The sequence below is a fragment of the Pseudomonas sp. AP19 genome (genome assembly GCF_001728855.1).
GTDB classification, from domain to species: Bacteria; Pseudomonadota; Gammaproteobacteria; order Pseudomonadales; family Pseudomonadaceae; genus Aquipseudomonas; species Aquipseudomonas fluorescens.
In genome coordinates this window covers 22,356-43,640 of sequence record NZ_LXJP01000057.1, presented here as the reverse complement: position 1 = coordinate 43,640, position 21,285 = coordinate 22,356, and the positions used below count along the sequence as shown (strand labels likewise).

17 protein-coding genes are annotated in these 21,285 nt (G+C 59.4%); 3 read left to right on the top strand and 14 right to left on the bottom strand.

The annotated features are described in order from the left end of the window. Positions 1–619 precede the first annotated feature (619 nt). Positions 620–1,375, bottom strand: a complete 756-nt coding sequence (map, locus tag A7D21_RS27985; protein WP_069553212.1) for a type I methionyl aminopeptidase — start codon at positions 1,373–1,375, stop codon at positions 620–622. Next, positions 1,375–1,575, bottom strand: coding sequence for a ParD-like family protein (locus A7D21_RS27980; protein ID WP_053256343.1), 201 nt, complete (start codon positions 1,573–1,575; stop codon positions 1,375–1,377). The genes map and A7D21_RS27980 overlap by 1 nt, the downstream gene beginning before the upstream one ends. 273 nt (positions 1,576–1,848) lie before the next feature. On the opposite strand from A7D21_RS27980, the gene ilvA reads away from it, so the two are divergent. After that, complete coding sequence (gene ilvA, locus A7D21_RS27975; protein WP_083272254.1) at positions 1,849–2,871, top strand: threonine ammonia-lyase, biosynthetic; 1,023 nt, start codon at positions 1,849–1,851, stop codon at positions 2,869–2,871. Between the two features lie 222 nt (positions 2,872–3,093). Further along, the gene (locus A7D21_RS27970; protein ID WP_053256342.1) at positions 3,094–3,363 is read left to right on the top strand and encodes a DUF1652 domain-containing protein; all 270 of its coding nucleotides are present in this window, start codon (positions 3,094–3,096) and stop codon (positions 3,361–3,363) included. Between the two features lie 11 nt (positions 3,364–3,374). Here A7D21_RS27970 and A7D21_RS27965 read toward each other — a convergent pair whose 3' ends face one another. From A7D21_RS27965 to A7D21_RS27910, 12 genes are all read right to left on the bottom strand, one after another. Further along, a complete protein-coding gene (locus A7D21_RS27965; RefSeq protein ID WP_069553211.1) occupies positions 3,375–3,773 on the bottom strand; it encodes a hypothetical protein in 399 nt (132 codons plus the stop codon). A 78-nt stretch (positions 3,774–3,851) separates the two neighbouring features. Beyond that, the gene (locus tag A7D21_RS27960) at positions 3,852–4,121 is read right to left on the bottom strand and encodes a DUF2790 domain-containing protein (RefSeq protein WP_053256340.1); all 270 of its coding nucleotides are present in this window, start codon (positions 4,119–4,121) and stop codon (positions 3,852–3,854) included. A gap of 159 nt (positions 4,122–4,280) precedes the next feature. After that, on the bottom strand, positions 4,281–5,219 hold the full coding sequence (locus A7D21_RS27955) for a carbohydrate kinase (RefSeq protein WP_069553210.1): 939 nt from the start codon (positions 5,217–5,219) through the stop codon (positions 4,281–4,283). Between the two features lie 12 nt (positions 5,220–5,231). Next, a complete protein-coding gene (gene xylB / locus A7D21_RS27950) occupies positions 5,232–6,713 on the bottom strand; it encodes a xylulokinase (protein WP_069553209.1) in 1,482 nt (493 codons plus the stop codon). 148 nt (positions 6,714–6,861) lie between these two features. Further along, positions 6,862–8,343 (bottom strand): mannitol dehydrogenase family protein, encoded by a 1,482-nt coding sequence (locus tag A7D21_RS27945; RefSeq protein WP_069553208.1) that lies wholly within the window; start codon positions 8,341–8,343, stop codon positions 6,862–6,864. A gap of 16 nt (positions 8,344–8,359) precedes the next feature. Next, complete coding sequence (locus tag A7D21_RS27940) at positions 8,360–9,463, bottom strand: ABC transporter ATP-binding protein (RefSeq protein WP_053256336.1); 1,104 nt, start codon at positions 9,461–9,463, stop codon at positions 8,360–8,362. A 46-nt stretch (positions 9,464–9,509) separates the two neighbouring features. Next, on the bottom strand, positions 9,510–10,340 hold the full coding sequence (locus A7D21_RS27935; RefSeq protein WP_005788583.1) for a carbohydrate ABC transporter permease: 831 nt from the start codon (positions 10,338–10,340) through the stop codon (positions 9,510–9,512). Between the two features lie 10 nt (positions 10,341–10,350). Further along, positions 10,351–11,277 (bottom strand): carbohydrate ABC transporter permease, encoded by a 927-nt coding sequence (locus tag A7D21_RS27930; RefSeq protein ID WP_053256335.1) that lies wholly within the window; start codon positions 11,275–11,277, stop codon positions 10,351–10,353. A 207-nt stretch (positions 11,278–11,484) separates the two neighbouring features. Continuing rightward, positions 11,485–12,795: a sugar ABC transporter substrate-binding protein gene (locus A7D21_RS27925; RefSeq protein ID WP_069553207.1), complete on the bottom strand. Its 1,311-nt coding sequence runs from the start codon at positions 12,793–12,795 to the stop codon at positions 11,485–11,487. Between the two features lie 456 nt (positions 12,796–13,251). Next, positions 13,252–17,958 (bottom strand): dermonecrotic toxin domain-containing protein, encoded by a 4,707-nt coding sequence (locus A7D21_RS27920; RefSeq protein WP_069553206.1) that lies wholly within the window; start codon positions 17,956–17,958, stop codon positions 13,252–13,254. A 233-nt stretch (positions 17,959–18,191) separates the two neighbouring features. Beyond that, positions 18,192–19,097 carry an AraC family transcriptional regulator gene (locus A7D21_RS27915; RefSeq protein ID WP_053256332.1) on the bottom strand — a complete coding sequence of 302 codons (906 nt, stop codon included), beginning with the start codon at positions 19,095–19,097 and terminating at the stop codon, positions 18,192–18,194. A 72-nt stretch (positions 19,098–19,169) separates the two neighbouring features. Continuing rightward, positions 19,170–20,459, bottom strand: a complete 1,290-nt coding sequence (locus A7D21_RS27910; RefSeq protein ID WP_053256331.1) for a glycosyltransferase — start codon at positions 20,457–20,459, stop codon at positions 19,170–19,172. Positions 20,460–20,628: 169 nt separating this feature from the next. Between A7D21_RS27910 and tpx the strand changes: the two genes are divergently transcribed. Then, entirely contained in the window at positions 20,629–21,129 is a 501-nt protein-coding gene (gene tpx / locus A7D21_RS27905) for a thiol peroxidase (RefSeq protein WP_069553205.1), read from the top strand. Positions 21,130–21,285 lie beyond the last annotated feature (156 nt).

The following is a 21,285-nucleotide window of genomic DNA, read 5'->3' as shown; positions in this document are numbered from 1 at the left end:
CGGGCTTGCTCGCGAATGCGGTGGTTCAGTTACAAATGTGCTGACTGACACACCGCTTTCGCGAGCAAGCCCGCTCCCACAGTTGATTGAGTTCAGTTTCCAAGATCAGGTCGGCTGTCAGGCCGCCTCGGTTTTGCTTTTGATCTAACCACTCAGGTCGGCTACTAGGCCGCCGTGCTTTGCTTTTGATTTTGATCTGCTGTTGATTTTGATCTTAGGCGCCCCGTTAACCACGCTGGCCGAACGCAGGCTTTGGAGCGTGGGTAACCCGGCAGGACGCCGGGTTAGCCGCGATGGGCCAAGGATGGCCCATGGAGGCGGCCCACGGTCCAAAGCCGGAGTGAGGGCACACCGAGCCTAGGCGAGGTGCCGAGTGGTGGGGCAAGAGCCCTTTGGTTACTTTGGGGCTTTTCCAAAGTGACCCGCCGTAAGGGCGGTACCCATTGCGGCCGTGACCCAAACAACGGATATGTACGCAGCGTGCCCCCCGACAACCACAGCACTCAACCCGTAAAAAAAGATGTGTAGACACCTATGCTGCGATGGCATCACCGCAGAGCGCCTGAAACACCGCGCCGCGTGTATCGCAGGCAAGCCAGCTCTCACACGTGTGTGTCATTCAGGCGGCTGGTTGCAGGGTCAGTATCTCGAATCCCGCTGCTGTCACCGCGACCGTGTGTTCCCATTGCGCCGACAGACTGTTGTCCTTGGTCACCACCGTCCAGCCGTCTTTGAGGCTGCGCACTTTGGCGCTGCCCTGGTTGAGCATGGGCTCAATGGTAAAGACCATGCCTTCGCGCAGTTCGAGCCCGGTGCCAGGGCGGCCGAAGTGCAGGATCTGCGGTTCTTCGTGCATTTCACGGCCGATACCATGGCCGCAATATTCGCGCACCACGCTGTAGCCGTTGGCCTGCGCATGGCTCTGGATCGCATGGCCGATATCACCCAGGCGCGCGCCGGGGCGAACCTGACGGATGCCGGCCCACATCGCCTCGAAGGTCTTTTCCACCAACCGCTGCGCTTTGGGCGCCACGTTGCCGATCATGTACATCTTGCTGGAGTCAGCGATAAAGCCGCCTTTTTCCAGGGTGATGTCGATGTTGATGATATCGCCGTCCTTGAGGATTTCCTTGGCGCTGGGCATGCCATGGCACACCACTTCATTGATCGAGGTGTTGATGCAAAAGGGGTAGTCGTATTGCCCAAGGCTCGCCGGGCGGGCTTGCAAGTCGTTACGGATGAAGGCTTCGACGGCGCTGTCCAGCTCCAACGTGGAGCGTCCGGCGGCGACAAAACCGTCGAGCATCGTGAACACCTGGGCCAGCAGGCGCCCGGATTCGCGCATGACGGCCAGTTGAGCGGGAGTCTTGATCATCAGCCGCGCCCCCGGATCAGGTCGGGTTTGTCCAGCAACAGCTTATTGATCAGCTCGTTGTAGGGCAGCTGCGGGTTGAGTTCGGCGAGCAGGCCAATCTTGATCCAGAACTCGGCCTGGGCGTTGATCGAGCGGTCCATGGCGGCGCTGGCCAGGCGGAGCTGTTCGTGTAGTTGGTCGGTGATCTTGACGATGCCCATGCGGTTCACTGTGCTGTGTGGATATACAAAGCGTATACGTTTCGTATATCGCTCGTAAACCCCGGCGCGCTGAAAGGCGGTAGAGCATTGACTTGCCGGGTGATCGCCGGTTAATTTCGTTGCATGACTTTTCAAGCCTTCCGCAGCCAGCCAAGCATTATTACCGCCATTCCTCATTTGGCGGGATAGCGCACGGCTGCACCCAAACCCGCCCTAGAGGCGGGTTTTGTTTTTCCGTCTCCAGCGCCCTTTACAAAACGCCAGGAGACACCCATGAGCACCTGCACAGCGACCCACACCGCCGACCCCGGACTGCTTGAGCACTACGTGAAAAAGATCCTTGCCGCCCCGGTCTACGACCTGGCGGTGCGTACCCCGTTGCAAGTCGCCCCCGCACTGTCCGCGTTGCTCGGTAACCAGGTACTGCTCAAGCGCGAAGACCTGCAACCGACTTTTTCCTTCAAGATTCGTGGCGCCTACAACAAGCTCGTGCAACTGACGCCTGAGCAAAAAGCCCGCGGTGTAGTGACGGCATCGGCCGGTAACCATGCGCAAGGCGTGGCGCTGGCGGCGCGGGAGCTGGGGATCAAGGCCCGTATCGTCATGCCGTGCAGCACGCCGGAGTTGAAGGTGCTGGGCGTGCGTTCGCGGGGGGGCGAGGCGGTACTGCACGGGGAGAGCTTTCCGTTTGCCCTGGCGCATGCGCTGCAATTGGCCGAAACCTCGGGGTGCACGTTTGTCTCACCTTTTGACGACCCGGACGTGATCGCTGGCCAAGGCACTGTGGCCATGGAACTATTGCGCCAGCAACAGGGCCCGTTGGATGCGATTTTTGTGCCGGTGGGCGGCGGTGGCCTGATCGCCGGGATTGCCGTTTACGTCAAATACCTGCGACCCGAGGTGCGCATCGTCGGCGTCGAGCCCGAAGGCTCCAGCTGCCTGTTGGCGGCCCTGCGTGCGGGTGAGCGCGTGGTGCTGCCGAGTGTCGACGGGTTTGCCGATGGCACCGCTGTGGCGCAGATCGGCGCCTTCGGCTTTGAGATCTGTCGCGACTGGGTGGATGAGGTCATCACCGTCAGTAACGACGAATTGTGCAGTGCCATCAAATTGATCTACGACGACACGCGCTCCATCACCGAGCCTTCTGGCGCGCTGGCGGTAGCGGGCATTTGCTGCTATGTGGGGCAACACGGCATGCGCGGGCAGACCCTGGTGGCGGTGAATTCCGGGGCCAATATCAACTTTGATAGTTTGCGACATGTTGCTGAAAGAGTGGCGGCACAAGGTGCAAGTTAGTGCATAAACGTTTAATCGACGCTGTTCGACGATAATTTGCCCTGAGGCAACCGACTTATATAAACCGGCCCGCCACTTATGAGGAAAAGTTACAACAAGACTCCGGTTTGCCGAGTAGGCTGGTGAATGTAAGCGCCTTCCAGGGTCGGTAAGGCGTGGCAGGCAAGCGTCTGCCGGATACACAATAATTTGTTGGCAGTCTCATAAAAGGAGAGGTTGGCCATGCTTTCGGAATTAGAACTTCGCAGCATTATTGAAGGAAGTTTCCTGCCCAAACGGTGTGAATGCACCAAAGCCGAAGATGCTTCGCTGACGATCAAGGTCTATGACGACCGCGACCGCGACCGCGTGGATTTGGAAGTCAAAGGCATCAACGCCGATAAACTCGACAGCAGTCGGGCCATTTGCAATCTCATCAGCGGGTTGCGCGAAGACCTCAAGCATACCCATACACCCGCACTGCAAAGAGTCGGCGCGCGCGGCTATTACTAGCGCGGCTATTACTAGCCTGTAGCCTGAGGTTGAATCACCGAAGACTTGTGGGCCTGGATAAACGCCAGGCCCAGTACGGCTTCTGTGGCCACCGCCAGCAGGATGCCAGGGCCTGCATTGCCACTGATCCATTCACTTAGCCCCAACCCTGCCAGTACCAGACAGCCGGTGGCAAACCCGCTCGTCAGGGCACGGCGTGTCGCGTCAGAGGGGGCATGGCGTGCGCGATAAAACATGATACTGATGGCCAGGAACAACGCAGCGTTGCGGCGTGCAACCAGGCCGGTAGCGCTGGAGTACTCAACGCTCCACAGCCACAGCAGCAGGCCCGGGCGTAACCCCCAGAGCAGGGCAAGGGTGAAGCACAACAGGGCGGTAAAGGTGGCGAGGGTGCGGAAACTCAACGGCATGGCGAATCCTTTCAGCCTGGTGACAAGCCCGCAAGATTACGCGTTTGTGCGCGGGCTTGTCGCGTGCCTTTCAACGGCTCAATTCTGAAAGTCGCAGGCTTCGGACATCTTCCGATAGCCCACATCTTCGACTTTTCCGGCTTTATCGACGAACTTGATATCGGCATTGATGACCTTGCACTCATTGGTGTCGGTTTCGTGCATGGCGATCACCTTGTCGATGTTCAAGGGCATGCCGTATTGATAGGGCACCGGCTTGCCGGCGGCTTGCTGGGTGTCAGCCTGGGCCAGGCCCGAGACCGCTGCCAGGGCCAGTGTGCTGGTAAAAACCAAGGTACGCAGTTTCATGAGGGTTCTCCGCAAGTCGTTCGCGGGCGCATCAACACGATGCACCGGCGGCCGCACGTGCCCCGCAGGGCGGTGAGTGCGGTCACGTTCACGATCAACGTGCGGGATTAACCTTGGATTAATGTCGGCCTAACTGACAAAACCTTCATGAACGTGTGTTCAGCCGAGCTGGTTGCGATACGGCAGGTCCGGCCCGGTCTTGCTGCAGGTCAGGGCGGCGGCACGGATCGCAAAACCCAGCATGCTGTCGATCTGCGCATGGGTGAGCTGGTGCAGGCCTTCCACCGAATCCAGCTGCTGCTCGGTCAACCAGGCAATCAACGCCGCCTGGAAGGTATCCCCGGCGCCGACCGTATCGGCCATCACCACGTTGACCGCCGGTGCCGACCATGTGCCGTGCTGGCGGCTGAAGACGCTGGCGCCGTCGCCGCCACGGGTGAGGAACACCAGTTGGCAGCGGTGTTGCAGCCAGCCGTGCAGCACGCTTTCCGGCGACTGATCGGGGTAAAGCAGGTGCAAGTCTTCATCGCTGACTTTGATCAGGTCGGCGTGCTTGACCAGCTCGGCCACGCGGTCACGCCAAAGCTGGATGTCCGGCTGCGGGTTCAGCCGTACGTTGGGGTCGAGGCTGATCAGGCGCTTGCCGCTTTCGCGCTTGACCAGGCTCAGCAATGTGTCGCCAATCGGCTGCACCACCAGCGAAAACGAGCCGATGTGCAGCCCACGAATCTCGTCGCCCAGTGTCGGCAGGTGCGCGACCTCCAGCAGGCGGTCAGCACAGCCTTCGCCGCGAAAGCTGTATTGCGGCGAGCCATTGGCACCCACGGCGACCATTGCCAGCGTGGTCGGCGCCGCGAACTCCACCAGGAATTGCTCGCTCACGCCTTCGTCCCTGAGCACTTGCAGCAAGCGGCGCCCAAGGAAGTCGGTGGACAACCCGCCGAACAGCCCGGCCTCAATGCCCAGGCGACGCAACCCAACCGCGACGTTGAACGGCGACCCGCCGGCAATCGCTTTGTAATTGACCTTGGAGGCCTGCCCGCTGGCATCCTCTTCGCTGAAAAAATCGAACAGCGCTTCGCCACACACCAGATACATAGTCGTTCGCTCTTAAAGGCTTGCCACGAGCTGTTGATAGCGCTCGTAGGCGTGTTGATAGGCGCTTACATCGTCGGCCGATGGCAGCGTACGGCTGGCCAGATCGACGCTCACGCATTTGTCGCACAGGCTGGCCAGGGGCTCGCCGGACTGGCTCCAGGCGGCCTGGATCGCCGCGCCGAGGGCCGCCGCTTCGCTCTGTTCGGTGCAGACCACTTCGGTGTTCATGATATCGGCAACCATCTGGCGCCACACCGGGCTTTTCGAGCCGCCGCCGATCAGGCGGATGCTCTGGCCTTGCAGGCCGGTCTGGCGCAACAGGTCCAGGCCATACCGCAGGCCGAAGGTGGTGCCCTCGACCACTGCGCGGCACAGGTTGGCGCGGGTCAGGTTGGTCATGGTCAGGCCGTGTACGCTGCCGGTGGCGTGGGGCAGGGCGGGCACCCGTTCGCCGTTGAGGAAGGGCAGCATGCTCACGCCATCGGCGCCGATCGGGGCCTGGGCGACCAATGCGTTGAACGCCGCCAGGTCGAGGTCGAACAGCTCGCGAACCACCCCGGTGGCGTTGGTCAGGTTCATGGTGCAGATCAACGGCAGCCAGCCGCCGCTGGAGGAGCAGAAGGTCGCCACCGATGCCTGCGGGCTGACATTCGGCTGGTCGGCAAACGCATACACGGTGCCGGATGAGCCCAGGCTCATGGTGATGACACCGGGGGCGATATTGCCGGTGCCGATGGCGCCCATCATATTGTCGCCGCCACCACTGGAGACGCTGGCGTTCGGGTTGATGCCCAGGCGCTCGGCGACGGCGGGCAGAATCGTGCCAACCGGCTGATGCGCTTCGATCAACGCCGGCAACGCCGCGTGCAGGCGGCCGCTCGGGTCGATGTGCTTGAGCAGTGCCACATCCCATTCACGGGTGCGCACGTTGAAGTAGCCGGTGCCTGACGCATCGCCGTATTCGGCGACGGCACGGCCGGTCAGCCAGTAGTTGAGGTAGTCGTGGGGCAGCAGGACATGGGCGATGCGGGCGAACACGTCCGGGTGGTGTTCGCGGGTCCAGAGCAGCTTCGACACCGTGTAACCCGGTGCAATCGCCACCCCGAGGCGCTCCAGCGAGCCATGCTCGCCACCCAAATACGCCAGCAGGCGATCGTTTTCCGGCGCGCTTTCGGTATCGCACCAGAGTTTGGCCGGGCGCAACACCTGGCCTTGGCTATCCAGCAAAACCAGGCCGTGTTGCTGGCCGGAGACACCGATGCCGAGGATATCCTGGCCATCCACGCCCGCCTGTTGCAGGGCGCGGTGAGTGGCCTCGGTGAAGGCGTCCAGCCATTCCTTGGGGTGTTGTTCGCGCCGGCCATTGGCGCCGCTGATCAGCGTGTGCGCGGCAGCGCCCAGGCCCAGCACCTTGCCGCTGGAAGCGTCGAGGACGATGGCTTTGGTGCCTTGAGTGCCGCAGTCGATGCCGAGGTAGAGGTTTTGCTGGGTCATGGTGGCGTGCTCAGCAGTATTGTTGGATTGAAAATGTGATCAATGTGGCAGCGGGCTTGCTCGCGAATACGGTGTTTCAGTCAATTTATTCTTCATTGACTCACCGCTTTCGCGAGCAAGCCCGCTCCCACATGTTGATCCGATTTAGTCAGTTAAGCTTGGCGAGCAGACCTTCCAAGGTCTTCGTCACGCCCTGATCTCGAAGGCGTTGATAACACCGCTCGAACGCTGCCACAAACTCCGCTGACTTGGGAATAGCCGTGCCAAAAATCTCCTCAACACCCAGTAAGCGTTGGCTGATCAGTGCCTCATCACTGACCAGGCCCTGGCAGAACTGCGCCCGCGGGTCCGGAATCGTGTAGGCCACGCCATTCTCATCGACACCTTTGAGGTACAACGCCCACGCGGCCACCACCAGTGCGGCACGCTCCGTCTCACGCCCATCCGCGATCAAACGATTGATGGTCGGCACGGTGAACTTGGGAAACTTCGACGAGCCATCGGAACACACGCGCTCCAACTGGTCGGCAATCGCCTGGTTGGAAAAGCGCTCCACCAGGGTCTGCTTGTACTGGGTCAAATCAATGCCCGGCACCGGGGCCAGGTTGGGCGTGACGTCCAGGTCCATATAGGCGCGCATATAGGCGACGAACAGCGGGTCATTCATGGTCTCGTGAACAAACCGGTAACCCTTCAGAAAACCCAGGTAGGTCAGGGCTAGGTGGCTGCCATTGAGCAGGCCGATCTTCATCTCTTCGTAGGGCGTGACGTCATCGGTGAACTGCACGCCGACCGTTTCCCAGGCCGGGCGACCGTTGACGAATTTGTCTTCGAGCACCCACTGCACAAAGGGTTCGCACACCGCCGGCCAGGCATCGTCGATGCCGTGTTCATCGTGCAACTGCAGACGGTGGGCGGTGCTGGTCATGGGCGTGATGCGGTCGACCATGGCATTCGGGAAACTGACGTTGGCCTTGATCCAGTCATGCAGCTCAGCGTTGTGCAGGGCAGCAAACGCCAGCAGCGCCTTGCGCGTGACCCCGCCATTGTGCGGCAGGTTATCGCAGGACATTACGGTGAAGGCCGCAGTGCCGGCCGCGCGGCGTTTGGTCAGCGCCGCGCAGATAAAGCCGAACACGGTTTTCGGTGACTCAGGGTGCGCCAGGTCGTGCTGGATCTGCGGCAGGTGGGCCATGAATTCGCCGTTGCTGTCGTCGATGCAGTAGCCGCCCTCGGTGATGGTCAGCGAGACGATGCGAATCTCGGGGCTGGCCAGCTTGTCGATCAGCGCTTGAGCGCCGTCTTCGGCCAGTAGCATGTCGCTGATGGCACCGATCACCCGCACTTCGGTGTCGTCGGTATCGCCCAACTCATACAAGGTGAACAGGTAATCCTGGCCGGCCAGGTCGTCGCGGGCCTTGCGGTCTTCGGCACGCAGGCCGACGCCGCAGATGCTCCAGTCGAGGCCAGCGCCGGTATTCATCAAGGCGTCGGTGTAATACGCCTGGTGCGCACGGTGAAAACCGCCGACGCCGATATGGGCGATACCCTGCGTAGTGCTGGCAATCGCGTAGGCCGGGATTTTCACGTGCGGCGCCAGTTGGGTGAGGTTCTGTTTATTCAGTTTCATCACATATCTCGCGAAATCAGGCGGCAGCGCGCAGTGGTCGGGCCACGGCCACGCCGTCGGTGTCGAACAGATGGCAGTGCGCCGGGTCCAGGTGCAGGTGCAGCGTTTCACCATATTGGCTGGCCATGTCGCCGCGAATCCGCATGGTCAACGGCTCGCCGTTGGCGGTGATGACGTGGCAGAAGGTGTCGCTGCCCAGGCGTTCGCCGACGTCGGCGGTGACAGTCAGCGTGGTTTGGCCGGGCGCGGCTATTTCCAGGTGTTCCGGGCGAATGCCCAGGGTCACCGCGCTGCCCACGCTCAAGCTGGCAGCGCTGAGCGGCAGGCTGATCCGGGTGCCGGCGTCCAGTTGTACCTCACAGCCCTGGCCCTCAACACGGGTGACCTTGCCCTTGAGGAAACCCATTTTCGGCGTGCCGAGAAACCCCGCCACAAACAGGTTGGCCGGCTGGTGGTACAGCTCCAGCGGCGAGCCGACTTGCTCGATACGGCCGCTGTTCAGCACAACGACTTTGTCCGCCAGGGTCATGGCTTCGACCTGGTCGTGGGTCACGTAAATCATGGTCGCCTGCAGTTCTTTATGCAGGCGCGCCAGTTCCAGGCGCATCTGCACGCGCAGGGCGGCGTCGAGGTTGGACAGCGGTTCGTCGAACAGAAAGATCTTTGGGTTACGCACGATCGCGCGGCCGATGGCCACCCGCTGACGCTGGCCGCCGGACAGCTGCTTGGGCTTGCGCTCCAGCAACGGGCCGAGTTCGAGAATGCGCGCCGCTTCGCTGACTTTGCTTTCCACCAGCTTCTTGTCCACGCCGGCCAGGTCGAGGGCAAACGACATGTTCTTGCGCACGCTCATATGCGGGTACAACGCATAGGTCTGAAACACCATCGCCAGGTCGCGCTTGGCCGGGGTGACTTCGGTGATGTCGCGGCCATCGAGTTCAATGGTGCCTTCGGTGACTTCTTCAAGGCCCGCGATCAAACGCAGCAGGGTCGATTTACCGCAGCCGGACGGGCCGACGAACACCACGAATTCCTTGTCGTTCACTTCCAGGTCAATGCCCTTGATGATGGAAAAGCCTTCGAAGCCTTTTTGCAGATTCTTGATTTTCAGGTTGGCCATGGGATGGGCCTCCACGTCTAAATTCGTTTTTGTTAGAGAACAGCCGTTATTTCACGGCGCCGAAGGACAAACCGCGCACCAGCTGTTTCTGGCTGATCCAGCCAAAAATCAGGATCGGCGCACAGGCCAGGGTCGAGACGGCAGACAATTTGGCCCAGAACAAACCTTCGGGGCTGGAGTAGGAGGCGATCAGTGCGGTCAAGGGCGCGGCGCTGGACGAGGTCAGGTTCAACGACCAGAACGCCTCGTTCCAGCACAGGATCAGCGACAGCAACACCGTGGAGGCCAGGCCACCCTTGGCAATCGGCAGCAGCACGCGGACCATTTCCTGCCACAGCGTGGCGCCGTCCAGGCGGGCGGCTTCGAGGATGTCTTTGGGGATGTCCTTGAAGTAGGTGTACACCATCCACACCACAATCGGCAGGTTGATCAGGGTGTAGATGATGATCAGTGCAATGCGCGTATCCAGCAGGCCAAAGCTCTTGGCCAGCAGGTAGATCGGCATCAGCACGCCCACGGGTGGCAGCATTTTGGTCGACAGCATCCACAGCAACGTGCCCTTGGTGCGCTGGGTTTCGTAGAACGCCATGGAGTACGCGGCCGGCACCGAGATCAGCAGGCACAGGGCGGTGGCGCTGAATGAAATCACCACCGAGTTCCAGGCGTAGGCGAAGTAGTTGCTGCGCTCGTTGATGTGCAGGTAGTTCTCCAGCGTCGGCGTGAAGATGAACTGCGGCGGCGTGGCGAACGCGTCGATTTCGGTTTTGAAGCTGGTCAGTACCATCCAGAAGATCGGGAAGAAAATCAGGATCGCAATGGCCCAGGCCAGGGTGCCGAGCAACAGGCTTTGCAGGCGGCGGGATTGTTGAAGCGTCATGGCGCGGCCCTCAAGGCTTGTCAGTCAGGTTTTTGCCGATCATCCGCACCAGGATGATCGCCGCGATATTGGCGATGACCACGGCAATCAAGCCGCCGGCCGAGGCCATGCCCACGTCGAACTGCACCAGCGCCTGGTTGTAGATCAGGTAGGCGAGGTTGGTCGAGGCGTAGCCCGGCCCACCGTTGGTGGTGGTGAAGATTTCGGCGAACACCGAGAGCAAAAAGATCGTCTCGATCATCACCACCACGGCAATCGGGCGGGCCAGGTGGGGCAGGGTCAGGTGCCAGAAGATCGCGATGGCGCCGGCACCGTCCAGGCGTGCGGCTTCCTTTTGTTCCTGGTCGAGGGACTGCATGGCGGTCATCAGCAGCAAGATGGCGAAGGGCAGCCATTGCCACGAGACAATGATGATGATCGACAGCAACGGGTAGTGCGCCAGCCAGTCCACGGGCTCGGCGCCGAACAACTTCCACACGGCGGCGAGCACGCCCGACACCGGGTGGAAAATCAGGTTCTTCCAGATCAGCGCACCGACGGTAGGCATGATGAAGAACGGCGAAATCAACAACACCCGCACCACGCCGCGACCGAAGAATTCACTCGCCTCAAGCAACGCACTGATCAGCACGCCGAACACCACACTGATCAGCAACACGCTGCCGACCAGCAACAGCGTGTTGGTGGCGCCGGGCAGGAAGCCCGAGTCGGTGATGAAGTAGGTGAAGTTCTCCAGCCCCACGAATTGGTTTTCGCCAGGGTAGAGCAGGTTGTAGCGGATCAGTGAAAAGTACAGGGTCATGCCCAGCGGCACGATCATCCACAGCAGCAACAAGGCCACCGAGGGGCTGACGAGGAACCAGCCGGGGTTGGCCAGGCGGCTCTTGCGCGGCGTTTCCTGCGGGGCGGTTTGCACTTGGGCAGCGTTGGTATTCATAGGGTCAGAACCAGTCAGGTACATGCAGAACGAGAGTCGAAGCGCGGTCAACGTGGGCGCGGGCTTTTGTGGGCGCTGGCTTGCCTGCGATGGCATCCACTCGGCTTAACTGACAGACCGAGGTGTCTGCATCGCAGGCAAGCCAGCTCCCACCTAAAGCAGCTCCCACATGAAACGGGTCCCCACATTGACAGGGGCTAGCCTGCTTTACTTGGGATAACCCGCCCGCTTCATTTCACGCTCGGTGGTGGTCTGCGCGGCGGTCAAGGCTTGATCCACCGTTTGCTGACCGGTCAGCGCGCCCGAGAAGAACTTGCCGACCTGGGTACCAATCGCCTGGAACTCGGGAATGGTCACCAACTGGATACCGATATACGGCACTGGCTTGAGGGTCGGTTTGGTCGGGTCGGCGACTTTCAGCGATTCGAGGGTCACTTTGGCGAACGGCGCCGCCTTCATGTACTCGTCGCTGTAGGTCGATTTGCGCGTACCTGGCGGTACGTTGGCGATGCCGTCGGTCTTGGCGACCAGTTGGCTGTATTCCTTGGATGTGGCCCAACTGGTGAACACCTTGGCAGCGTCCTTGGCTTTGGAGCTGGTCGGGATCGCCAGGGACCAGGAGTACAGCCACGAAGTGCCCTTGTCCGTCTTCTCGTGTGGGGCGAAGGTGAAGCCGACATGGTCGGCGACCTTGCTCTGGGTTTTGTCGGTCACGAACGAGCCGGCGACGCTGGCGTCGACCCAGATCGCGCACTTGCCGCTGTTGAACAGCGCCAGGTTTTCATTGAAACCGTTGCTGGAAGCACCCGGTGGGCCGGATTTCTTCATGTTGTCGACGTAGAAATTCAACGCGTCCTTCCACTCTGGGCCGTTGAATTCCGGCTGCCACTTCTCATCGAACCAGCGCGCACCGTAACCGTTGGCCAGGGTGGTGATCAGCGCCATGTTCTCGCCCCAACCGGCTTTGCCGCGCAGGCACAGGCCGTATTGTTCTTTGCTCTTGTCGGTGAGTTTGGCGGCGAATTCGCCGATCTGGGTCCAGGTCGGGTGCTCGGGCATGCTCAGCCCGGCGTCTTTGAACAGGTCGGTGCGGTAGTAGGTGATCGAGCTTTCGGCATAGAACGGCAGGGCGTACAGCGCGCCTTTTACCGACAAGCCGTCACGCACAGAAGGGAATACATCGTCGAGGTCGTAGGACGCTGGCAGGTCCTTCATCGGCTCCAGCCAGCCCTTGGCGCCCCAGAGTGCAGCTTCGTACATGCCGATGGTCAGCACATCGAACTGTCCGCCCTGGGTGGCAATGTCAGTGGTGAGGCGTTGGCGCAACACGTTTTCTTCGAGCACCACCCAGTTCAGCTTGATGTCCGGATGCTCGGTCTCGAAGGTTTTCGAGAGCTTTTGCATGCGGATCATGTCGCTGTTGTTGACGGTGGCAATGGTCAGGGTTTGCGCGCCAAGGCTGACGGCGCTGAGGGTCATGCAGGTGCAGGCAAGCAGAGCTTTTGCTGTGAACTTCATCGCGCACTCCATTTCCGCGCCCGAGGGCTACAGAAGGACAGTTATTGTTGTTGTGTCTTCCTACAGACGGTCAGGAAGAGTGTGCGTTGATTACAGCGTTGAAATGGGCGTGTGACAAATCCTTGGGCGCACTGGGACTGATACTTTTTTGCACTCATTGCGTGGGCGGCTGAAACGGTTTACCGACGTTTGGCGAAAAGCACCGCCGCACAGTCGACGTACGGCATGCCGTGTGGATCGCGGACTGTCCGACTGAGGGTGTCCCGGTAATCTTTGATCGTCGGTGTTTGAGCAGACGTGCACTTTTTGAAAACGACCTCGTTTGGTTGCGGCGTTTCCCGCTGTGTGTAATAAAACTCGGCGGTGTCAGCCTCAATAGAGGGGCCGGGCAAACGTCTTCAAAGTCCGCCAAAGGCTTAAAGCGGGCGCGTCCCGAGTCACCGGGACGCTGACTGTTTACGCAGCCGGTGAAGTCGGTGTAAAGGTCTTCCACTCGTGGTCGTGGGGGCGACGTGGGTTGGGGAACTTCTCTAAAATCCAGTACCTGTCTTTCATGACTTCAAACTGTGTGACTGTACCAACGGGCGCCTTCACAGGAACGTTCAAGAGTTTTGATAACGCTTCAGAGAAGCCTGTACTGGCGGACCTACAACTGACCATCCTGATTTGGGTAGCACCGGTATTTTTCAGCGTGGGTGCAATTAATTTGGCGAATGCTTCGGGCGAATAGGATTGTGCGCCTTTTAAGTCACTTTTGAAGGTGGCGCCACCTTTGTCGCCATGCCCAACAATATTTAATCTGACTGCTTTACTGCCCTCCGGTCGGTCCAGAAAATATTCATACTGGCCGTCATCCGACGTTGTAAAAGCAATGCTGTTTGCCAGTTTTTCAGGCGTGGGCAGTTCCTTGAAATCTTTATATTCACCTATATTGCGCAGCTCTTTAGACGTGCTCTGAACGTCGACAGGGCCAGTCGCTAGCCGCCTCTTCGGGGGGCCGAAACGCTTGGGGCGGTAATCGACTTCCACCTCCTCCCAGATCGGAGCTGCTAGCGTTCCCCAGTTCACTCTGACTTTTTTACCGGTCTTCTTTTCCACGTTAATAAAAAGATCAATGTCTTTTAATTTGTTGTTTAGTTCTATTTCTGCGAGTTCTTTTTTGTCAGCTTCAGAGAACCTGGGGTACTTGGCACGAAATTTATTGAGCGCTGTTTTGTATATGTCTTCCGGATCTATCCCGCCGTCGCGGGTAGCGTATCCCAGCTCTACCGTACGTTCATAGCCTTTGACGGGAACTCCAGTCAGAGCGTGCAGCTGTGCCGCCAGGGAGTTTTCACCGCCTTTGGATGAGTAACAGACGAGGAGGCGCACTTCCGCGTAGTTTCGAATATCAATGCCTCGTGCGATGAGTTCATTATTAATATCTTCCGCCGTGTAAAGTTTATCGCCTTCGCCTACAATCCTCGCGGCTTGCTCGCCCTCAGGGTCAGCCGCATGGCCAATAATGTTCAGGCGCTTTACTTCTTGGCCTTTACGGTTGTAAGTATCTACGTTGGTTTGGATCTCCCCGTCCAACGGGGTGATTTGTTCCAGTGGGCCGCCCATTCGAAAGCGCTGTGGAGGTGGGGTGGGTGGCACAGCACCATCGATCAACCGTGTGCCCTCGGTTATCGGTATTGCTGAGTGCGTGTTGGAGGGCTCGGACAATGATCGCGCCTTGAAATGGATCAACAACGTCGCCAGGTTGACCAACAGATCGGTCAGCGCCGCCTGTTTATTCTTCGAGTCGTCATCGCGCAGCGTCTCCAGGTCGTTGATGATGCCCTCAGCCTGCAACGCCAGGCCGAGGATTGCACCCGGGCCGCGTAGTGCTGGCAACAGCGCATTGAGTAGCAGGAACCCCCCGGTCTTGAGCGACTGCCAGCGGCTTTTTGCGTCGGATGTCGAGTGTTGTCCGGCGAGGGTGATCAAGTTCTGGGCGTTGGCTTCGTACAGGTATTCCATCAACTTCCCGTCTTGCAGCGTTTGCTGCAGGCGCGTGTCCACGGCCAACGGGATCGTCTCGTTGGCGGAAACGGAGCCCAGGTTGAACCCGAATATCACCAGGTTGGGGTGTTTAAAACCGTTGCCGCGGTAGAGCTGTCGAGTCGTTTCGTCAGGCAACCACGCAAGGGTGTCGTTTTGCAATTTGCCCGGCTGCTGCAGGGCTTCCAGCAGTGCCTGGCGAGTAGGAAATTGCAGCAGAGGGGCATCTGCCATCAGCGGGCGGTACAAAATATGCGGACCGCTCGTGCTGTCCTTGGGCTCGATCAGGTAGGCACCTTCGACCACATCGGTGGTGCCTTGCGCCTTGTTATCAAAGGCCAACGGTCGAATGACGATCTCCTTGGCGTCGACGATCCTGGGGCCAGGTCCCGGCTTGAGTATTTCCTGGATGTATCGGAACCCTGTGGCGTTGAAACCGGCTTGCTTTTTGATGCTCAGTTCCAGCGCCTTGAGCTGCAGTTCGATGGGTACTTGCTGGGCAAACAATGATCGACGCTCGGCCATTTCAGTGGGGTTGTCGAGGAGTTTTTCCTTGAGTAATGCAGGGTAGGTTTTGCCGATATCGAGGTCTGTAATCAGCTGCTTGAGCACACCTTCTTTCTCAAGTGCGGGCACTCTGACTTTTATTTCATCGCCGTTTTCATCCTTGAGTCCTGTCTTGAAAAACACCTCTATTTGGCCGTTCGGCAGTCCCGACAGGTTGTTGAGCAGCATGTCAGTCAGGCTCATGGTTTGGCGATCAATAAAACCCGAGCGCTGCGTCCCGTAAGGCACTTTAAAGACCACCTCAAGATCTTCGGCGGCGTGCGGCGTTAGATGCTTGTTTGGCGGTAGCAGGTCAAATCGTTGCTGCGCAAACGTGCGGATGTCCTTGATGTCGCTGTTGTACGCCTGGCCTTTGTGACGCTGCAGGAAGCTCGCCAGCCCCTGGCTGAGCTCATGCATCACAAATCGCTGCGCTTCGTCGGCGCTATCCAGCCAGTCAGGCAGTGGGTTCGTTGTGTGCGTCGGGTTATTTGTGCCGGGTGGCGGGGTTAGCAGGCTATCGCCTTGAGCGTGTTTGATAAGGGCGTCAGCCTGGGCATCGAACAGATTGCCATCGAGTGCCTGGCGAACCGCTTGCGTCTTTTCGATAGCGTCCCAGGTGTTATAAGGCGTGATTTTCCCGCTGGGTTCCACCAATAAGAGAATGGCGCGATTTGAGTCCGCCAAGTAGCGATGAATCACCATGTTCGCTGTTGAGCCCGCCAGGGTATAGACGGTGGCTCCGGATGAATTGGGGTCAAGCGGGGCGGGGCGTGTCGAGCCTTCGGGATGCCTGACGACCATGTCGATGGTTTCCCGTTGCGCCTCATCCAGTCCGGGTTGTTTCAGGCTGGCCAGTTGCAGGTTGCTGCGCAAAATACGTTTGACCATATCACGGTGGCTGCCGGTGAAAACGCTGTCGGCATTGGTTGGCGCGCTGAAGGCCTGCTTGTCCCAGTATTCACGCGAATCCGCCTCGAAGGCCTGATTCAGTTGGGCCGGCAGGCTGCCGATGACGTCGCTCAGGGCGGACGGGTCGAGGGCCAGTGGGACGTCGCCAGCGTTGCCAGTCCTTGCCAGCAAATCCGGGCGAGTATCAAACGCTCTATGACTGGCGGTGAGACTTGGGGCATCGCCGCCCGCCAGATAGTCCAGGGCAAGTGTCATCAAGGGTATTCGCTTGAGTGCTCCTGGGTTGTCCACGTCGGGCATTTCGATGGCGATCTGGTTTACGTCGACGTCCAACGCGGGGGCGGCCTGCTTGATCCTCTCACTGAGCAGGCGTGCGACTACCGAGAACAGGTTGGGCTCACCCGCAAACTGTCGGCGTGCGATAGCGGCCAGCGGGTTGACGGGTGGGTTGGGTGTGTCAGGCGGTGGCGCAGACTCGGTAGGTGGAGTGGCGTTGGGGGCTTTGAGCTTCTGGATAGCGGCGCGTTGGCGTTGCTGGACCGCGCGTGAACGCATGTCGGTGGGCGGGGTGGACGCGTTCAGCGCCTGAAAGCCGTTGCGAGCGAGCGTTGAGGCTTGTGCGAGCACGCCCACCAACGTGTCGTCATTACCTGGCTCGGCGTAAAAGCTGGTGATCCAGGCAAGGCTGATCTGCGCATCTTTGCCAGGCGGCACGCTGGTGTTGCGCAGGGTTTGCCCCAGGGTGGAGTGTTCAGGTATCTCAGACATTAAAAAGCCGGTGCGTGGGCCGTTGCCGAAACGCGCCATTTCGGGTCTGAGACTTAACAAGGCGCTGCCGTACATTCTCGCCATTTGCCGATCAGCCTCCGCAACCGACGGCGTGGGCGCGTGTTGCGACGCGGAAAGAAGCTCGGGTTTCAATGCGATTTCCCCTGCAACCTCTTCTATCGCTTCACGTTGTTGCTGTCGGATGTGCGAATACGCGGGGCGGTTGAACGCGGGTGCTTTGGCGTCGGGTTCACGCAGTGCATCGAAGGCGTCGTTTTGTTGCAGCAGCGCGATAGAGTGGAGGACGTCCGCTGGGGTGGCGTCTTGGCGCGCGCCGTAGAAGTTGCCTACTACCTCGGCAGGCGCAAGGTTCGCGCCGGTATATTTCAGCGTTGTTCTTGGTGGCGAGTGGAACGCCCGAGCGGCGGCGGTGACCGCTGCGGTGGCCTGCTCATAGCCCGCAGAGTATTTGCTGAAACTGCGAGGTTGACCGTCAGCAATGCAATCAAGCGTCCATCCTGACTGCGTGTTCAAGATAAGGGTTGATGGATCAATTTTGTGTTGCCTGGCGAAACCTGCAAACGGCTCGCTTTGAATGGCGTGGGCAAGCTGCGCCCAGGCTCTACCGAATGTCGAGAAGGGCGGAATATCGGAAATGACGCGGGTCTCCCGTGAGCGTTTCTTTCCGGTGGGATCGGCAATGACCTGGTCCATCAATGCGGCGCTATACAGGGCGCAGAGGGCGGTATCGCCTGCTCTGATCAATCGGGTTGCGATCTGTTGAGTGGTCAGATCCACCACCAGGCTGTCACGTTTAGTCCGCGCATGATCAATAGGGGTAACGTCGGACTGGGGTTGTGTAGGGCTGACGAAAGCGTGAGACAGGCTGGAGCGTAATGGCTCGATTCTCATAAGAAAGTTTTCCTAAGCGGTGCGAGATATGACCTGATACGCAGTCGTTATCTAATGCGTACAGGGCGGATAAGTTCGTGGAAACCTATCTCGAACAAACCGTAGGATTATTGGTATTGGGCGTGTAGAAGTTCACCGGCCAGTGTTGCCGGATGTAATGCAATGTTTTCCATAGAGCACAGTGAGGGGCAGCACGTGGGTGCATTGCATGAACGGTAAGACCTGACGTCCAACTATCCCAGGTTCTGCTCGGTCAGGCGCTGCACAGCCAGGCGCCGGTAGTGGGACGGCGTCATACCCTTGAGCTGCTGAAAGCGCCGGTTAAAGTTGGAGATATTGTTGAAGCCCGACTCGAAGCACACGTCCGTCACCGCTTTATCGCCATCGGCCAGCAGCTCACAGGATTTGCTGATACGCAGTCGGTTAACAAACTCGATAAACGTGCGCCCCGTCGCTTGTTTGAACACACGCGAGAAATAGGTTGGCTTCATGCCCAGGTGTTCCGCGACTTCCTCCAGCGACAATTCCCGCGCGTAGTGCGCAAAGATGTAGTCCACCGCGCGGTTAGTGCGGTCGATGCTGTGTTCGTCGGCCCATTGCAGGGTGGTCGCGCCGGACAGCAATTGGTAGTCCTCACACGCGCTCAGCACTTCCAGCAAAATAAAGAAGTGCCCCAGGCGCGCCATGCCTTGGGCCTCCTCGATGCGCTGCATCAAGGTCATGGCCTGGGCGATGGTCTTTTTGCAGCGAAACTCGATGCCGTACTGAGCCCGCTCCAATAACGGCGTCAGCGTCTTGAGTTCGGCGAAAATGTGGCTGCCATGCTCGAACAACTCGTCGGTGAAATTGACCAGCATGTCGCGCTTGGGCACCCGCTCACCGTCCTCCACTTGGCTGATCCAGTTGTGAGGCAAGTTGGGGCCGGTGAGGAACAGGCTTTCGGGATAGAAGTTGCCGATGTAGTCGCCGATGAACACTTTGCCAGCACTTGCGACGATCAAGTGCAGTTCGTATTCCTTATGGAAATGCCAGCGCACCAGCGGGCAGGGGAAGCCGTGTTGGCGATAGATGATGGACAGACCGTTGTGATCGTCCATCAGCTCGTAGGAAGGGTCGGTGATTCGCGTTGCTCGGGTCATGCTGCCGTCGCTTTATTGTGGTTGCTGCGTAGGATAATGCCCCCTTGCGCGCGACCTCGCCAGCGTCGGTGTTTATACCGTGCGGTTTTTTGCCTCGATCCATTGCGACATGTACTGGGTACTTTTATGCGCGTGGTGGCGCAGCATGCTACCGGTGAAGTTGTCCCGCCGATGGGCCGCCAGATGGCGGCGACAGTGCTCCAGGCATTCCACCAGTGCCGGGCCATGGACCGTTTGATCGTAGCGCCGGGCAAGCAGCTGGCGCCCTTGTTCCTGGGCCTGGCGCCAGCGCTCACGGTCCTGATACAGAGCGATGGCGGCCGCCGCCAGGGCTGGCGCGCTCGGTTCGATCACGCCCGGCCAGGCGTGGCCGTCGCCCATCGCTTCGGCACCGATGGGGGTGGTCACACTCGGCGTGCCACACAGCATCGCGTCGGCCAGTTTGCCCTTGATCCCGGCGCCGAAACGCAAGGGTGCCAGGCAGATACGTGCAGCCGACATCACTTGCAGGGCATCTTCAGCCCAGTTCATCACATGAAAACCCTGCGCCGGGTTATGCAACGCAGTCGCCTTTGGCGGTGTGTACGATCCGTAGATATGCAGCTGGGCGCCCGGCAGTTGTTGGCGGATCAAGGGCCAGACGCCGTTCTTCATCCATAGCACCGCATCCCAGTTGGGCGCGTGGCGAAAGTTACCGATGCTAAGAAAATGCGCACGGTCTTCAAACGGCGCAAAGGCCTCGGTGGGGGGCTGCAGCATCAATGGGCACCAGTGGAGCAGGGCGGCTGGCACATTGAATTGCTCGGTGAGCAGGCGGATTTCCACGTCGGAGATCATCAGGCTGATGTCACAGCGGTAAATGGCGGCGATCTCGCGCTTGGCCACGTCGGTGTTGGCCATCAGTTGGAATTCCTGCGCCAGCGCCGGCTGGAACAGCGCGGTAAAGTCATCGCTGTCGGGATGGGCTTTCAGGTGATCCTTGAAACGTTGATGACGGGCGTCGCGCAGGCTTTGCAAGTCAGACGTCTCCAGTACGCGCACAGCATCGGGGCAGCATTTCTCCACGCGCCAGCCGAACTGTTCTTCCATCATGAAACGGTCGAACAGCACGATATCCGGGGCCAGTTCGCGGATAAAGTCGTCGAAGCTGCTGTTATTGAGTTCAATGGCGCATTCGCGTATGCCCAGCGCGGGCAAGTCGGCCTTGTGCTCGCCTACGGTCGCCGGACTGCTGAAGGTAATGTCCCAGCCGTGGTCCAGAAAGCTCTGCAGAATCTGCATCATGTGCCCGCCGGCCGCCGAGGAACGCGGCTCCGGCCAGACATAACCAATGACCAGGACTTTGGTGGCGGGCTGATTCATCGACAACGGATTCCTTGAGGGGCGTGCGAAAAGCGCGCAATTAAACCATAGGCCCGCGTCCTTGGCGCGCTATGAGAATTTATGTCTGGCGGTAGGTAGCCTCCTCAGTTTGTGGTTAACTTCGGGCTCTCGAATTCGTTCAATCAAACCCAGTATAAGGATTCCGTTCATGGCTCAAGTCACCCTTCGTGGTAACCCTGTCCAGGTTGAAGGTACATTACCGGAGACCGGCTCCCCTGCTCCAGCGTTCAGCCTGACCGCCGTTGACCTGTCCCAGGCCACCCTGGAAACGTTCGCCGGCAAGCGCAAAGTGCTGAACATCTTCCCAAGCGTCGACACCCCGACCTGCGCCACCTCGGTGCGCAAGTTCAATGCCGAAGCCAACACCCTGAACAACACCGTTGTGCTGTGCATCTCCTCCGACCTGCCGTTTGCCCAGAAGCGTTTCTGCGGCACCGAAGGCCTGGACAACGTGCTGAGCCTGTCGGATTTCCGCGACGCCCACTTTGCCGTTGACTACGGTGTATCTCTGGCCGACGGCCCGCTGCAAGGCCTGACCGCACGCGCAGTTGTCGTGCTGGATGAAAACAACAACGTGCTGCACAGCGAGCTGGTCAGCGAAATCGGTGAAGAGCCGAACTACGAAGCCGCCCTGGCTGTTTTGAAGTAACTGTTTCAGCGCATTACTGTCGTTTTGCAGTAACACGCTTGATACATGATTGCGGCCTGGCCTAGTCCAGGCCGTTTTTATTTACCCGTCAGCGGTTTAATGAAATAGCGAACGGACTAAGGTCAGAAGTTAAAAGTTGTAAGCCCAAGGTAAATA